The 15,184-nt window shown below is 60.0% G+C and carries 13 protein-coding genes; 9 read left to right on the top strand and 4 right to left on the bottom strand.

Features of this window, described 5'->3' with window-relative positions; all coding sequences use genetic code 11:
- Positions 1-394: 394 nt before the first annotated feature.
- Entirely contained in the window at positions 395-1,114 is a 720-nt protein-coding gene (locus V6Z53_RS06460; protein WP_338584677.1) for an SIMPL domain-containing protein, read from the bottom strand.
- 361 nt (positions 1,115-1,475) lie between these two features.
- Between V6Z53_RS06460 and V6Z53_RS06465 the strand changes: the two genes are divergently transcribed.
- The 9 genes from V6Z53_RS06465 to V6Z53_RS06505 all read left to right on the top strand — a co-directional run bounded on the left by V6Z53_RS06465 (position 1,476) and on the right by V6Z53_RS06505 (position 13,133).
- A complete protein-coding gene (locus V6Z53_RS06465) occupies positions 1,476-2,738 on the top strand; it encodes an ATP-binding protein (RefSeq protein ID WP_338584678.1) in 1,263 nt (420 codons plus the stop codon).
- Positions 2,731-3,291, top strand: a complete 561-nt coding sequence (locus V6Z53_RS06470; RefSeq protein ID WP_150703605.1) for a response regulator transcription factor — start codon at positions 2,731-2,733, stop codon at positions 3,289-3,291. The genes V6Z53_RS06465 and V6Z53_RS06470 overlap by 8 nt, the downstream gene beginning before the upstream one ends.
- 97 nt (positions 3,292-3,388) lie before the next feature.
- Positions 3,389-5,116 carry an ABC transporter ATP-binding protein/permease gene (locus V6Z53_RS06475; protein WP_338584680.1) on the top strand — a complete coding sequence of 576 codons (1,728 nt, stop codon included), beginning with the start codon at positions 3,389-3,391 and terminating at the stop codon, positions 5,114-5,116.
- Positions 5,117-5,297: 181 nt separating this feature from the next.
- The gene (locus V6Z53_RS06480; RefSeq protein WP_338584681.1) at positions 5,298-6,047 is read left to right on the top strand and encodes a FadR/GntR family transcriptional regulator; all 750 of its coding nucleotides are present in this window, start codon (positions 5,298-5,300) and stop codon (positions 6,045-6,047) included.
- A 425-nt stretch (positions 6,048-6,472) separates the two neighbouring features.
- Positions 6,473-7,384, top strand: a complete 912-nt coding sequence (kdgD, locus tag V6Z53_RS06485) for a 5-dehydro-4-deoxyglucarate dehydratase (RefSeq protein WP_338584682.1) — start codon at positions 6,473-6,475, stop codon at positions 7,382-7,384.
- Between the two features lie 61 nt (positions 7,385-7,445).
- Positions 7,446-8,891, top strand: a complete 1,446-nt coding sequence (locus V6Z53_RS06490) for an aldehyde dehydrogenase family protein (protein ID WP_150703608.1) — start codon at positions 7,446-7,448, stop codon at positions 8,889-8,891.
- A gap of 166 nt (positions 8,892-9,057) precedes the next feature.
- Positions 9,058-10,428 carry an MFS transporter gene (locus V6Z53_RS06495; RefSeq protein ID WP_338584685.1) on the top strand — a complete coding sequence of 457 codons (1,371 nt, stop codon included), beginning with the start codon at positions 9,058-9,060 and terminating at the stop codon, positions 10,426-10,428.
- 11 nt (positions 10,429-10,439) lie between these two features.
- Positions 10,440-11,993: a galactarate dehydratase gene (gene garD, locus V6Z53_RS06500; protein ID WP_338584687.1), complete on the top strand. Its 1,554-nt coding sequence runs from the start codon at positions 10,440-10,442 to the stop codon at positions 11,991-11,993.
- Positions 11,994-12,191: 198 nt separating this feature from the next.
- Complete coding sequence (locus V6Z53_RS06505; protein ID WP_338584688.1) at positions 12,192-13,133, top strand: AEC family transporter; 942 nt, start codon at positions 12,192-12,194, stop codon at positions 13,131-13,133.
- Positions 13,134-13,288: 155 nt separating this feature from the next.
- Here the strand turns inward: V6Z53_RS06505 and V6Z53_RS06510 are convergent, their stop codons facing one another.
- The 3 genes from V6Z53_RS06510 to V6Z53_RS06520 are packed head-to-tail and all read right to left on the bottom strand — an operon-like array spanning position 13,289 to position 15,149.
- A complete protein-coding gene (locus V6Z53_RS06510; RefSeq protein WP_338584689.1) occupies positions 13,289-13,669 on the bottom strand; it encodes a carboxymuconolactone decarboxylase family protein in 381 nt (126 codons plus the stop codon).
- Entirely contained in the window at positions 13,666-14,727 is a 1,062-nt protein-coding gene (locus V6Z53_RS06515; RefSeq protein ID WP_338584690.1) for a calcium/sodium antiporter, read from the bottom strand. The genes V6Z53_RS06510 and V6Z53_RS06515 overlap by 4 nt, the downstream gene beginning before the upstream one ends.
- A gap of 50 nt (positions 14,728-14,777) precedes the next feature.
- Positions 14,778-15,149 carry a septal ring lytic transglycosylase RlpA family protein gene (locus tag V6Z53_RS06520; RefSeq protein WP_338584691.1) on the bottom strand — a complete coding sequence of 124 codons (372 nt, stop codon included), beginning with the start codon at positions 15,147-15,149 and terminating at the stop codon, positions 14,778-14,780.
- Positions 15,150-15,184: the final 35 nt, after the last annotated feature.

A 15,184-nucleotide genomic window follows, 5' to 3' on the forward strand; every position in this document is an offset into this window, starting at 1 on the left:
ACCCAATGCAAGATCTTGAGCGACTACAGGTCTTAAACGGTGGCACGAACGTACCTTAATGTCGCATATGTATAATTTTTGACGCATTTGACCGTTTGCGCGGCGTTTTTGCAGTGCAATCGTCGCACTTTTATGGTGCGTTAAAGCGTGGGGCTGCCCGCGCGTGGGGCGGGGTGTTACCTATTTATACCCCGTCCTGTGGGGGTGGGTAGGGGTTAAATGGGAGTGGTTATTGTTGCACTCGTTTTGGTCGAAGGTGGGCAGTTGTACCAAGTGCAACTGATGTCGTTTTTCAGGGGTATTCCTGTCCGTTTCCAGAATCAGCATAGACGCAGTTTGCAAAAAAAAAGGCGACCACCGGAGTGATCGCCTTTTTTTGCCTGCGGGTTACCGATTAAGGCATCAGCACTTCAATCGAACCGTCAGCCGTCATGCTGACCTGGCTGGTACCGGCTTCCACTTCCGGGGTCACCGGGGCAGCGCCGTCCATGCTCGCGGCTTTCATCATCATCGGCGCGCGCATATAGGGCTGCGGGTAGCCGTTGCTGTTGAAGTTCAGATTGACGATTTTGTAGCCCTTGCCACCCAGTGCGTCGGTCGCCAGTTGTGCGCGGGCCTTGAAGGCGGTCACGGCATCCTTGAGCAGGGTGTCTTCACTGGCCTTGCGGGTTGGCGTGGCGATGGCGAAGTCCATGCCGCCCATCTTCAGGTCGGTGAGCAGTTCGCCGGTCAGCTTCGACAGTGCGGCGAAATCGGTGCTTTCCAGGCGCAACTCGGCGCGTTCACGCCAGCCAGTGATTTTCTGGCCCTTGGCGTCGTAGATCGGGTAGCTGTTGCGGCTGCCCTGGCGCAGGGTGATGTCCTTGACTTGCTTGGCCTGGGCCAGCGCCTTGTTCATGGTGGTGCTGACGTCGGCGGCAAGTTTGGCCGGGTCGGTGTTTTGCTCTTCGGTGTAGAGGGTCACGATCATCAGGTCGCGAGCCACTTCCTGGCTGACTTCGGCGCGCAGGGAAATCTGGTTGTAATGAAGCTCGTCGGCAGCCAGGGCCGGGAGGCTGGCGACGGTGCCAACGCTCAGGGCGAGAAGGGCGGCGCTGCGGCGGAATGTGTGCATGAAAGCTCCTAAGGTGGTGCGCAGGTTTTTGACCGAGCCTGCGTGAAACCATCAGACTCTAGCTTTAATGATCCGGTTCGCACAGTTACAACTTCTATACAGATAACGCGTGCAGAGCTTTTTGTGGCGAGGGAGCTTGCTCCCGTTCGGCTGCGAAGCAGTCGCAAAATCGGTTGCAGGATTTCCCTGTTTTGCACAGTGAGATGGTAGGGGCCTGCTTCGCAGTCCAGCGGGAGCAAGCTCCCTCGCCACAAAAGCATTATCAGTTTCGGCATGTGGTCGTTTGCCGCACTTTCGCTTCTGAAGCCGCCGCTTGGTTATACTCCCTGCGATCCGCCTGGAGCGCTCATCAGGAGAGCTCATGCTCGCCCCCGTTCAAATCACTTCCGCCACTCGCCAGAACCTCTGGCGGCTGACTTTCATCCGTACTTTGGTGCTGGCCGCCCAAGCCGGTTCCGTGGGTCTGGCCTACTGGCTCGAATTGCTGCCGCTGCCCTGGTTCCAATTGGCCGCGACCCTTGGTTGCTCGATGTTGTTGTGTGCATTCACGGCGATTCGCCTGCGCACTTCGTGGCCGGTCACCGAGTTGGAATACGCCGTGCAACTGGCCTGCGACCTGTTTATCCACAGCGCCTTGCTGTATTTCTCCGGCGGTTCGACCAACCCCTTCGTCTCTTATTACCTGGTGCCGCTGACCATCGCCGCCGTGACATTGCCATGGCGTTACTCAGTGATTCTGTCGGGCATCGCGCTGACGATGTACACCTTGCTGCTGGCGCGTTTCTATCCGTTGCAAACTTTCCCGATCGCCCGGGAAAACTTGCAGGTGTACGGGATGTGGTTGAGTTTCGCGCTTGCGGCGGCAGTGATCACTTTCTTCGCCGCGCGCATGGCTGAAGAGCTGCGCCGTCAGGAAGAGCTACGAGCGATCCGCCGCGAAGAAGGCCTGCGTGATCAGCAACTGTTGGCCGTGGCCACGCAAGCAGCAGGCGCCGCCCATGAACTGGGCACGCCGCTGGCGACCATGAGCGTATTGCTGAAGGAGATGCGCCAGGACCATCACGACCCGATGTTGCAGGACGACCTGAGCGTGCTGCAGGATCAGGTCAAGCTATGTAAAGAGACGTTGCAGCAACTGGTGCGCGCCGCCGAGGCCAATCGCCGGTTGGCGGTGGAGATGCAGGACGTCACCGACTGGCTCGACGAAGCGCTCAATCGCTGGCACCTGATGCGCCCGGAAGCCAGTTATCGCTTCCAGCGCCTCGGCCAGGGCACCGTGCCGCGCATGGCACCGCCGCCAGACCTGACCCAGGCCTTGCTGAATTTGCTGAACAACGCGGCGGACGCCTGTCCCGAGGGTCTGCAAGTGACCCTGGACTGGAACGCCGAGGACATGACCATCAGCATCCGCGACCACGGTGCCGGTGTGCCGCTGGCGATTGCCGAGCAGATCGGCAAGCCCTTTTTTACCACCAAGGGCAAAGGTTTCGGCCTGGGCCTGTTTTTGAGCAAGGCCAGCGTGACACGCGCCGGCGGCTCAGTGAAACTCTATAGTCATGAAGAAGGCGGCACGCTCACCGAGCTGCGCCTGCCTCACGGCGCCCGAGGAGACGAACATGAGTGACGAAATCCAAGTCGAAGGCGAAGAACTGCCGCATTTGCTGCTGGTCGACGATGACGCGACCTTTACCCGTGTGATGGCCCGCGCCATGGCTCGCCGTGGTTTCCGTGTGAGCACGGCCGGTTCCGCCGAAGAAGGCCTGGCGCTGGCTCAGGCTGATCTGCCGGATTACGCCGCACTGGACCTGAAAATGGACGGCGACTCGGGCCTGGTGCTGCTGCCCAAACTGCTGGAAATGGACCCGGAAATGCGTGTGGTGATCCTCACCGGTTATTCGAGCATTGCCACCGCCGTCGAAGCCATCAAGCGTGGCGCCTGCAACTACCTGTGCAAACCGGCAGACGCCGACGACGTATTGGCCGCGCTGCTGTCCGAGCACGCCGACCTCGACAGCCTGGTGCCGGAAAATCCGATGTCCGTGGACCGCTTGCAGTGGGAACACATCCAGCGCGTGCTGACCGAGCACGAAGGCAACATCTCCGCCACTGCCCGCGCCCTGGGCATGCACCGCCGCACGCTGCAGCGCAAACTGCAGAAACGCCCCGTTCGCCGCTGAACCTGCGCTGAACGAATGCGGGCCGCTCCTCGCGACAAACCGGACCGATCATCTATGATCGGTTCGTGCGTGTACTTTTCTCTATCGAGCCTTATCCATGAATCAGAACGCTGAGTATTCCGCGGTCAACGATGCTGTGCGCGGGCAGTTTTTTCGTAAAGTGTGGGCGATGATCACGCCTTATTGGCAGAGTGAAGAGAAGGTCAAGGCCTGGACGCTGTTGATCGCGGTGATTGCGCTGTCGCTGATCAGCGTGGGGATCTCGGTGTGGTTCAACACCTGGTACAAGGACTTCTACAACGCGCTGCAACAGAAGGACGAAGCGGCGTTTTGGCGGCTGATTCTGTACTTCTGCGCGATTGCGGCGGTGGCGATTGTCGGCGCGGTGTACCGCCTCTACCTCACCCAGATGTTGACGATTCGCTGGCGGGCCTGGCTCACCGAAAAGCATTTTTCCCGTTGGCTCAGTGACAAGAATTACTACAAGCTGGAGCAGGGCGGTTACACCGATAACCCGGACCAGCGGATTTCCGAAGACCTCAACAACTTCACCTCCAACACCCTTGAACTGGGTATCGGGCTGCTGCGCAATATCGTCAGCCTGGTGTCGTTCTCGATCATTCTGTGGGGCGTGTCGGGCAGTATCGAAGTCTTCGGTATTACCATTCCCGGCTACATGTTCTGGTGCGTGCTGGTTTACGCGGTGGTCGGCAGCTGGTTGACGCATTTGATCGGTCGTCGCCTGATCGGTCTGAACAACCAACAACAACGCTTCGAAGCCGACCTGCGTTTCTCCATGGTGCGGATTCGAGAGAATGCCGAAAGCATCGCGTTGTACAACGGCGAACCGAACGAAAACCGCCGGCTGAGCGGCCGCTTCGGGATGGTCTGGCATAACTTCTGGGACATCATGAAGGTGTCCAAGCGCCTGACGTTCTTCACCGCCGGTTACAGCCAGGCGGCCATTATTTTCCCGTTCATCGTGGCTGCGCCGCGTTACCTCTCGGGCAAGATCGAACTCGGTGAGTTGATGCAAATCAGCTCGGCGTTCGGCAACGTGCAGGAAAGTTTCAGCTGGTTTATCAGTGCCTATCAAAGCCTCGCTTCATGGCGCGCCACCTGCGATCGTCTGCTCAGTTTCCGTCAGGCCATGACCGACAACGAGGAGCGCGCACCGGCCATCGACGTGCAGAACACGGGCTCGGCCTTGAAGATGCACAACCTTGGGCTGGATCTCGCTGACGGCCGTCACTTGCTGACCAATGCCGACATGACCGTGGAAGAGGGCGAGCGCGTGATGCTCAGCGGTCGCTCCGGCAGCGGCAAGTCGACGCTGTTGCGGGCGATGGGGCACTTGTGGCCCGCAGGCCACGGCAGCATTCGCCTGCCGGCGGCGCGGTATCTGTTCCTGCCGCAAAAACCGTATCTGCCAATCGGCACATTGCGTGAGGCGCTGAGTTATCCACAGGCCGGCGATACGTATCCGAACGAGCGCTACGTGCACGTCCTGGAAACCTGTCGCTTGCCGCATCTGGTGGGACGTCTCGACGAAGCCAACCATTGGCAGCGCATGCTTTCCCCGGGTGAGCAGCAACGCCTGGCCTTTGCCCGCGCGCTGCTGTATGCGCCGCAATGGCTGTACATGGACGAAGCGACGTCGGCGATGGACGAAGAGGATGAAGCGTCGCTGTACCAAGCGCTGATCGATGAGTTGCCGGGACTGAGCATTGTCAGTGTCGGCCATCGCAGCAGTCTCAAGCGCTTCCATCCACGGCATGTGCGGATCGAGAACGGCCATTTGGTGGACCAGACCGTGACCGCATAAACACCATGCCCCGGTAGGAGCAAAGCTTGCTCGCGATGGCCATCATGCGGTTTTCGATCTGGGACCGCGTTATCGTTCATCGCGAGCAAGCTTTGCTCCTACAAGGGTGGTGGTGATCGTACAACCGCGTTGCGCTATGATGCGGTTTCAGCAGCCGAATTTTTCGAGACAGATGTTCACCATGGAAAACCTGAACGACGCACCACGCCTACCTCGCAAGCGCCGCAGCCTCGCTCAGGAACTGGTGACGGTGCTGTCCGAGCAGATCCGCGACGGTCACCTCAAGCGTGGCGACAAGTTGCCCACCGAGTCGGCGATCATGGATGCCCATGGCGTCAGCCGCACCGTAGTGCGCGAAGCGATCTCCCGTTTGCAGGCGGCGGGGCAGGTGGAAACCCGCCACGGTATCGGCACTTTCGTGCTGGATACGCCGAGCCCGAGCGGTTTCCGCATCGACCCGGCAACCGTGGTGACCCTGCGTGACGTGCTGGCGATTCTGGAATTGCGCATCAGCCTCGAAGTGGAATCCGCCGGCCTTGCCGCGCAACGTCGCAGTTCCGAGCAGTTGGCGTTGATGCGTGCGGCGCTGGATGCACTGAACGAAAGCGTCTCCCACGCCAGCGATGCAGTGGCGTCGGACTTCCAGTTCCATTTGCAGATTGCACTGTCCACCGGCAACCGCTACTTCACTGACATCATGACTCACCTGGGCACCAGCATCATTCCGCGCACACGCCTCAATTCGGCGCGGCTGGCCCATGATGATCAGCAGCACTACATGAATCGCCTGAGCCGTGAGCACGAAGAAATCTACGACGCCATCGCCCGCCAGGATTCCGATGCGGCGCGTGCGGCCATGAGATTGCACCTGACCAACAGCCGTGAGCGGTTGCGTCATGCGCATGAAGAGGCTGAGGCGCAGCGGGGTTAGAATTTCTGCCTCAAGTGACTCATTGGCTGATATGCCGCCTTCGCGAGCAAGCCCGCTCCCACATTTGATCATGCCGGACACAAAATCTGTGTGCGCCGAGAGTCAAATGTGGGAGCGGGCTTGCTCGCGAAGGGGCCAAAAGCCATTTCACAAAACCCAGTCATTTCCCCCTCGTTTACTAATCCCAACCCCAATCTTCCGACAACATATCTCTAGACCCCGCGTCATTGTCTGCGCACGCTGTCGTGTACACCGACCTGAAAGGCAAGAATTAGTGCTTCCGGATGCATTCTTGTCGAACAATTTTCACCCCCAGCGATGAAATGCAGTTGACGGTTGTATTTTAAGTTGTACGATGACCTACAACTTCAGCGCAGGCTGAACAGTCATTTCACACAAACGTCGCAACTCAGGGTGTTCGAATAATGAATCCACAAGAACTGAAGTCCATCCTCTCTTCCGGTCTGCTGTCTTTCCCGGTTACCGATTTCAATGCACAGGGCGATTTCAACCGCGCTGGCTACATCAAACGTCTCGAATGGCTGGCCCCATACGGCGCCTCGGCTCTGTTCGCCGCAGGCGGCACCGGTGAGTTCTTCTCTCTGGCGGCCAGCGAATATTCGGAAATCATCAAGACTGCCGTCGACACTTGCGCCACCAGCGTGCCAATCCTGGCCGGCGTGGGCGGTTCGACCCGTCAAGCCATCGAGTACGCACAGGAAGCCGAGCGTCTGGGCGCCAAAGGCCTGTTGCTGCTGCCGCACTACCTGACCGAAGCCAGCCAGGACGGCGTTGCCGCCCACGTTGAAGCCGTGTGCAAATCGGTCAACATCGGCGTCGTGGTCTACAACCGTAACGTCTGCCGCCTGACCGCGCCGCTGCTGGAACGTCTGGCCGAGCGCTGCCCGAACCTGATCGGCTACAAGGATGGCCTGGGCGATATCGAGTTGATGGTGTCGATCCGTCGCCGCCTCGGTGATCGTTTCAGCTACCTGGGCGGCTTGCCGACCGCCGAAGTCTACGCCGCTGCCTACAAGGCGCTGGGCGTACCGGTCTACTCCTCGGCGGTGTTCAACTTCATCCCGAAAACCGCGATGGACTTCTACCACGCGATCGCTCGCGAAGATCACGCCACCGTCGGCAAGATCATCGACGACTTCTTCCTGCCGTACCTGGACATCCGCAACCGCAAGTCTGGCTATGCCGTGAGCATCGTCAAGGCCGGGGCAAAAATTGCCGGCTATGACGCAGGCCCTGTACGGGCACCGCTGACCGATCTGACTGGCGAAGAGTACGAAATGCTCGCCGCGCTGATCGACAAGCAGGGTGCGCAGTAACACATCCGTTTAAGTAAGGCCGCTGAGCAATCAGCGGCTTTTTGCGTGAGGAGATCTCAAAGTGGCAGATGCAAAGCGTTTCGATAACTACATCAACGGCGAATGGGTTGCCGGTGGCGATTACTCGGCCAACATCAACCCGTCCGAGCTCAGCGACACCATCGGCGACTACGCCAAGGCTGACCTGGCTCAGGTCAACGCCGCCATCGATGCTGCCCGTGCCGCATTCCCGGCGTGGTCCACTTCCGGCATTCAGGCGCGTCATGATTCGCTGGATAAAGTCGGCACTGAAATCCTCGCCCGTCGCGAAGAACTCGGCACCCTGCTGGCTCGCGAAGAGGGCAAGACCCTGCCTGAAGCCATCGGCGAAGTGACCCGCGCCGGCAACATCTTCAAGTTCTTCGCCGGTGAATGCCTGCGTCTGTCTGGCGACTATCTGCCGTCCGTACGTCCGGGCGTCAACGTCGAAGTTACTCGCGAAGCCTTGGGCGTGGTGGGTCTGATCACCCCGTGGAACTTCCCGATTGCCATTCCTTCATGGAAAATCGCCCCGGCCCTGGCCTATGGCAACTGCGTCGTGCTCAAGCCTGCTGACCTGGTGCCGGGTTGCGCCTGGGCGCTGGCGGAAATCATCTCCCGCGCAGGCTTCCCGGCCGGCGTGTTCAACCTGGTGATGGGCAGCGGTCGTGTGGTTGGCGATGCACTGGTCCACAGCCCGAAAGTCGACGGCATCAGTTTCACCGGTTCCGTGGGTGTCGGTCGTCAGATCGCCGTCAGCTGCGTGTCGCGTCAAGCCAAAGTCCAGTTGGAAATGGGTGGCAAGAACCCGCAGGTCATTCTCGACGACGCCGACCTCAAGCAAGCGGTCGAGTTGTCGGTACAGAGCGCGTTCTACTCCACCGGCCAGCGTTGCACGGCGTCGAGCCGCTTCATCGTCACCGCCGGCATCCACGACAAGTTCGTTGAAGCCATGGCCGAGCGCATGAAGTCGATCAAGGTCGGCCACGCGCTGAAAGCCGGCACCGACATCGGTCCGGTGGTTTCCCAGGCCCAGCTTGAACAGGACATGAAGTACATCGACATCGGCCAGTCCGAAGGTGCACGTCTGGTCAGCGGCGGCGGTCTGGTGACCTGCGACACCGAGGGTTATTTCCTCGCGCCAACCCTGTTTGCCGACAGCGAAGCGTCGATGCGTATCAGCCAGGAAGAGATCTTTGGCCCAGTGGCCAACATCGTCCGCGTGGCCGATTACGAAGCTGCCCTGGCCATGGCCAACGACACCGAATTCGGTCTGTCGGCGGGCATCGCCACCACGTCGTTGAAGTACGCCAACCACTTCAAGCGCCACTCCCAGGCCGGGATGGTGATGGTCAACCTGCCGACCGCCGGCGTGGACTACCACGTTCCGTTCGGTGGCCGTAAAGGTTCATCCTATGGATCACGTGAGCAAGGTCGCTATGCGCAAGAGTTTTACACGGTCGTGAAGACCTCCTACATCGGTTCGTAAACGCAAAACCCTGTAGGAGCGAGCCTGCTCGCGATGGTCTTGAGGTCGCGGCGGTAAACCTGATGCCCCGCGTCATCGTTGACGACCATCGCGAGCAGGCTCGCTCCTACAGGGAGCAGTAACAGATTCACCCGCGCATAAAAATAATTTGTGGGAGTACATCTACATGCAATCGACCCAGAAGCCGACTCACGTCCGCTATTTGATCCTGCTCATGCTGTTTCTGGTGACCACGATCAACTACGCCGACCGGGCTACCATCGCAATCGCCGGCTCCAGCCTGCAAAAAGACCTCGGCATCGACGCCGTTACCCTCGGCTATATCTTCTCCGCATTCGGTTGGGCCTACGTGGCCGGGCAAATTCCCGGTGGCTGGTTGCTGGACCGTTTTGGTTCGAAAAAAATCTACGCACTGAGCATCTTCACCTGGTCGCTGTTCACAGTGCTGCAGGGTTATGTCGGCGAGTTCGGCATGTCCACGGCCGTGGTTGCGCTGTTCATGCTGCGCTTCTTGGTAGGCCTGGCCGAAGCGCCATCCTTCCCCGGCAACGCACGTATCGTGGCGGCCTGGTTCCCGACCGCTGAACGCGGCACCGCCTCGGCGATCTTCAACTCAGCGCAATACTTTGCCACCGTGTTGTTCGCACCGCTGATGGGCTGGATCGTCTACAGCTTCGGCTGGCAGCACGTGTTCATCGTCATGGGCGTGATCGGCATCATCTTCTCCGGCATCTGGTTGAAAGTGATCTACAGCCCGCGCCAGCACCCGATGATCAACGATGCCGAGTTCAAGCACATCGCCGACAACGGCGGCATGGTCGACATGGACCAGGACAAGGGCAAAGGCAAAAAAGCCGATGGCCCGAAATGGGACTACATTCGTCAGCTGCTGACCAACCGCATGATGCTCGGCGTGTACCTGGGCCAATACTGCATCAACGGCATCACCTACTTCTTCCTGACCTGGTTCCCGGTGTACCTGGTGCAAGAACGCGGCATGACCATCCTCAAGGCCGGTTTCATCGCCTCGTTGCCGGCGATCTGCGGCTTCATTGGTGGTGTGCTGGGCGGGGTAATCTCCGACTACCTGCTGCGCAAAGGCCATACACTGACCTTCGCCCGCAAGGCGCCGATTATTGCTGGCCTGTTGGTTTCCAGCAGCATCGTGGCCTGTAACTACGTGGATGTTGAATGGATGGTCGTCGGCTTCATGGCCCTCGCATTCTTCGGCAAAGGCGTGGGCGCATTGGGCTGGGCCGTGGTGTCCGATACTTCGCCGAAGCAGATCGCCGGTCTGAGCGGTGGCTTGTTCAACACCTTCGGTAACATCGCTTCGATCACCACCCCGATCGTGATCGGCTACATCATCAGCTCCACCGGTTCGTTCAAATGGGCGTTGGTATTCGTCGGTTGCAACGCACTGGTCGCGGTGTTCAGCTATCTGGTCATCGTTGGTCCGATCAAGCGTGTGGTGCTCAAAGAGCCACCGGTCAACGGTCCTGAAACCAACAACAAATTGTCTCAAGCGCATTCCTGAGGAGCGGCGTCATGCAGTTGATTGAACATTCCGACTCTCCGCGCTACATCCGCCTGCACGAGCGGGACAACGTGGTGATCGTGGTCAATGATCAGGGCGTCCCGGCCGGTACCGAGTTTGCGGATGGCCTGGTCACCGTGGACTTCGTGCCACAGAGCCACAAGGTCACCCTGGAAGACATTCCCGAGGGTGGCCAGGTGATTCGTTACGGCCAGGTCATTGGCTACGCCTTGCAGCCGATTCCACGCGGCAGTTGGGTCAAGGAGGATCAACTGCGCATGCCGACCGCGCCACCGCTGGACAGCCTGCCGCTGTCCACCGAAGTGCAGGCCGCGCCAGCACCGCTGGAAGGCTTCACCTTCGAGGGTTATCGCAATGCCGACGGCACCGTTGGCACGCGCAACATTCTCGGTATTACCACTACTGTGCAGTGCGTCACCGGCGTGCTGGATCACGCGGTCAAGCGCATCAAGGACGAGTTGCTGCCCAAGTACCCGCACGTCGATGACGTAGTGGCGCTGACCCACAGCTACGGCTGTGGCGTGGCGATCACCGCGACGGACGCGTACATCCCGATTCGCACCGTGCGCAATTTGGCGCGCAACCCGAATCTGGGCGGCGAGGCTCTGGTGATCAGTCTGGGCTGCGAGAAATTGCAGGCCGGGCAGGTGATGCATGAGAACGACAGCTCGGTGGACTTGAGTGAGCCATGGCTGTACCGCCTGCAGGATTCCAGCCACGGTTTCACCGAGATGATCGAACAGATCATGGAACTGGCCGAAACCCGTTTGAAGAAGCTCGATCAACGTCGCCGGGAAACCGTGCCGGCGTCCGAGCTGATCCTCGGCATGCAGTGCGGCGGCAGCGATGCGTTCTCCGGCATCACCGCCAACCCGGCGCTGGGTTATGCCTCGGACCTGTTGCTGCGCGCGGGCGCGACGGTGATGTTTTCCGAAGTCACCGAAGTGCGCGACGCGATCTACCTGCTGACTTCTCGGGCGCAAACCAAGGAAGTCGCGCAGGAACTGGTACGGGAAATGGACTGGTACGACCGTTATCTCGCCAAGGGTGAAGCGGATCGCAGCGCCAACACTACGCCGGGCAACAAGAAGGGCGGGCTGTCGAACATTGTCGAGAAGTCGTTGGGTTCGATCGTCAAGTCCGGCAGCAGCGCGATCAGCGGCGTGCTCGGTCCTGGCGAGCGCTTCAAGGAAAAAGGCCTGATCTTCTGCGCGACCCCGGCCAGCGACTTTGTCTGCGGGACGTTGCAGCTGGCGGCCGGGATGAACCTGCACGTGTTCACCACCGGGCGTGGCACGCCTTACGGTTTGGCCATGGCGCCGGTGGTGAAGGTGTCGACCCGGACCGAACTGGCGCAACGCTGGCCGGACCTGATCGACATCGACGCGGGCCGAATCGCTACCGGGCGCGCTTCCATCGAGGAGCTTGGCTGGGAGTTGTTCCACTACTACCTGGACGTGGCCAGCGGCAAGCAACAGACGTGGGCTGAAAAGCACAAGCTGCATAACGACATCACCCTGTTCAACCCGGCGCCGATCACCTGAGACTGTGGCGAGGGAGCTTGCTCCCGCTGGACTGCGTAGCAGTCCCATCTTTTGGGGCCGCTTCGCGACCCAGCGGGAGCAAGCTCCCTCGCCACATGTAATTCATTGCCTGTTCAAGAGGGCGATCCAGCAGGCGCCGAAGTCTTCAGTGGCTTATCATTAGCCACCTAACGACGCCCACCCCAAGGTCCTCCCGGCATGCTGGCAATTTTCCTCGAAACCCTGAACATCACCGCACCGGTGTTCGCCATGCTGTTTCTCGGGGTTTTGCTCAAACGCATCGACTGGATCAACGACAACTTCATCCACACCGCGTCGTCCCTGGTGTTCAACGTCACCATGCCGGCGTTGCTGTTTCTGGGCATCCTGCATGCCGACCTGCACGCCGCGCTGCAACCGGCGCTGCTGATCTACTTCTCCCTCGCGACCCTGGTGTGCTTTGCCATTGCCTGGGGCTGGGCGATTTTCAAGTGCCCGCGCGAAGACCGCGGAATCTACACTCAGGGTGCCTTTCGCGGTAACAACGGCGTGATCGGCTTGGCACTGGCGGCCAGCATGTACGGCGATTACGGGATTTCTCTCGGGGCGATTCTCGCGGCGCTGGTGATCCTGTTCTACAACACGCTCTCGACCATTGTGCTGGCGGTGTACAGCCCGGTGATCAAGTCCGATCCGTGGAGCATCTGCAAAAGCGTCATGGTCAATCCGTTGATCATCAGCGTGATTGCGGCGGCGCCGTTTGCGTACTTCAAAATCGGCCTGCCGGGATGGCTGGAGACGTCCGGCCAGTATCTGGCGCAAACCACGTTGCCGCTGGCGTTGATCTGCATCGGCGGCACACTGTCGCTGGCGGCGATGCGCAAAAGCGGTTCGATGGCGCTTAGTTCAAGCCTGGTGAAAATGCTCGGCCTGCCGATTCTGGCGACGCTCGGTGCGTGGCTGTGGGGTTTTCGTGGTGCGGAGTTGGGGATTCTTTTTCTGTACTTCGGCAGCCCGACCGCCGCGGCCAGTTTCGTCATGGCTCGCGCGGCCGATGGCAATCATGAACTGGCGGCGGCGATCATCGTGATCACCACGCTGATGGCGGCGGTGACTACCAACATCGGGATCTTTTTGTTGCAGTGGGGCGGGTGGATTTAGCTCCGGGAATTTCGGTGTTCTTCAGGGCCCCATCGCGGGCAAGCCTTGCTCCTACAGGATCTTCGTCGGGAGCAATTTATGCGAACGACACAATACCTGTAGGAGCAAGGCTTGCCCGCGATGACAATTTTATTTTCACTGCAAATGCTGAGTTGTCACTCCGACTTCTGGTAGCTGTCGATCACTTCCTGCGCCGCCCGAAACGCATCAATCGCCGCCGGTACGCCGGCATACACCGCGCAATGCAGCAACGCCTCGCGAATCTCATCCACGGTGCAGCCATTGTTCAGCGCACCGCGCACGTGGCCTTTCAATTCCTGCGGGCACTTCAGTGCGGTCAATGCGGCGAGGGTGATCAGGCTGCGGGTTTTCAGCGGCAGACCTTCACGGTTCCACACAGCGCCCCAAGCGTGTTCGTTGACGAAGTCCTGCAACGGTTGGGTGAACTCGGTGGCATTGCCCAGCGCGCGGTCGACGAAGGCATCGCCCATCACTTGGCGTCGGACTTCAACGCCGGGTTTCTTGTTATCGGTCATGGCAATTCCCTCTTATGGTGTTGGCGACGCCAGGCGCGCAGCGACGTGAACAGCAAGAACGCCAACAGCGCCGGCAGGACGAAAAACAGCATCAAGTGTTCAAGCTTGCCCGCCAGCGGCATGCCGGTGGTGAACGACACCACGTGCAGGCCGTAAGCCAGGTACAAACCCAAAAACAGCAGGCCTTCGGCGCGGGTCACCCGGTAACCGGAATAGAACACCGGCAGGCACAACGCCGCGACGCCGAGCATCACCGGCAAGTCGAAATCCAGCGCATTGGGCGATACCGACAATGGTGATGGCGCGACCAGCGCAGTCAAACCCAGCACCCCCAGAAGATTGAACAAATTGCTGCCGATCACGTTGCCCACGGCAATCTCTCGCTGACCGCGCAAGGCAGCGATCAATGAAGTGGCGAGCTCCGGCAGCGATGTGCTGACGGCGACAATAGTCAGGCCGATGATTCGCTCGGACAGTCCGAGATCAGTGGCGACCGCCACCGCTGCGCCCAGCAGTAAATGCCCTGCATAAACCAACATCGCCAGGCCGACGACGATCATCAGCAAGCTGCTGAACCACGGCGCTTCGCCGGTGTGGTTGTGACTCGATACCGGGCGCACCGAATGTCGCGACTGGCGCAGCAACAACGCCAGATACACCAGCAGCGCCGTCAGCAATATCACGCCGTCGGCGCGGGTCAGTTCTTCATTCCAGGCGAGGACGAACACCAGCAGGCTGGCGCCAATCATTAGCGGAATATCCAGGCGCACCAGTTGCCGCGAAACCCGCAGCGGAATGATCAGCGCCGATAACCCGAGCGTGACGAGGATGTTGAAAATGCTGCTGCCGATCACGCTGCCGACGGCGATGTCGGCGTTGTGCGCCAACGTGGCTTGCAGGCTGACGGCCATCTGCGGTGCGCTGCTGCCGAGGGCGACGATGGTCAAGCCGATGATCAGCGGCCGAACGTGCAGCCGCGCTGCCAGGCGCACCGCGGCGCGCACCATCAATTCGGCGCCGGCAATCAGCAGGAACAGCCCGCTGAGCAATTCGACCACGTTGATCAGGGGTAAGTCGGCTAGTCCGAAAATGGCCAGGGCTCCAGGTGTCAGTCGAGGGCTTGCACGCGTACCCGCGCGGTGCCGCTCTTGAGCATGCCCAAGCGTTCGGCGGCTTCATGGGACAGATCGATCAGGCGGCCACGAGTATGCGGCCCGCGGTCGTTGATGCGCACCACGCAGGATCTGTCGTTGTTCAGATTGGTGACCTTCACCCGTGTGCCGAAGGGTAGCTGGCGGTGGGCGGCGGTCATGGAATTCTTGTCGAAACGCTCGCCGCTGGCGGTGCGTTTGCCTTGGTGTTTGGCGCCGTAATACGAGGCAACGCCGGTTTTGTCGTAGCCGTGCGGGTCGACGATGTCGTTGCTGGCGCAACCGGCCAACAGAGAGAGCAGGGCGCAGGCGCCGAGTAGACGTTTCATTTCAAAGGCTCCCAAAAAATTGTGGCGAGGGAGCT

Origin of the sequence: Pseudomonas sp. MAG733B (genome assembly GCF_036884845.1) — a bacterium.
In the GTDB taxonomy this organism is placed as follows: domain Bacteria; phylum Pseudomonadota; class Gammaproteobacteria; order Pseudomonadales; family Pseudomonadaceae; genus Aquipseudomonas.

Excerpts from the sequence above, each read along its gene's own strand:
- V6Z53_RS06460 (WP_338584677.1), bottom strand. The coding sequence starts at position 1,114 with ATGCACACATTCCGCCGCAGCGCCGCCCTTCTCGCCCTGAGCGTTGGC.
- V6Z53_RS06465 (WP_338584678.1), top strand. The coding sequence starts at position 1,476 with ATGCTCGCCCCCGTTCAAATCACTTCCGCCACTCGCCAGAACCTCTGG.
- V6Z53_RS06470 (WP_150703605.1), top strand. The coding sequence starts at position 2,731 with ATGAGTGACGAAATCCAAGTCGAAGGCGAAGAACTGCCGCATTTGCTG.
- V6Z53_RS06475 (WP_338584680.1), top strand. The coding sequence starts at position 3,389 with ATGAATCAGAACGCTGAGTATTCCGCGGTCAACGATGCTGTGCGCGGG.
- V6Z53_RS06480 (WP_338584681.1), top strand. The coding sequence starts at position 5,298 with ATGGAAAACCTGAACGACGCACCACGCCTACCTCGCAAGCGCCGCAGC.
- kdgD (WP_338584682.1), top strand. The coding sequence starts at position 6,473 with ATGAATCCACAAGAACTGAAGTCCATCCTCTCTTCCGGTCTGCTGTCT.
- V6Z53_RS06495 (WP_338584685.1), top strand. The coding sequence starts at position 9,058 with ATGCAATCGACCCAGAAGCCGACTCACGTCCGCTATTTGATCCTGCTC.
- garD (WP_338584687.1), top strand. The coding sequence starts at position 10,440 with ATGCAGTTGATTGAACATTCCGACTCTCCGCGCTACATCCGCCTGCAC.
- V6Z53_RS06505 (WP_338584688.1), top strand. The coding sequence starts at position 12,192 with ATGCTGGCAATTTTCCTCGAAACCCTGAACATCACCGCACCGGTGTTC.
- V6Z53_RS06510 (WP_338584689.1), bottom strand. The coding sequence starts at position 13,669 with ATGACCGATAACAAGAAACCCGGCGTTGAAGTCCGACGCCAAGTGATG.
- V6Z53_RS06520 (WP_338584691.1), bottom strand. The coding sequence starts at position 15,149 with ATGAAACGTCTACTCGGCGCCTGCGCCCTGCTCTCTCTGTTGGCCGGT.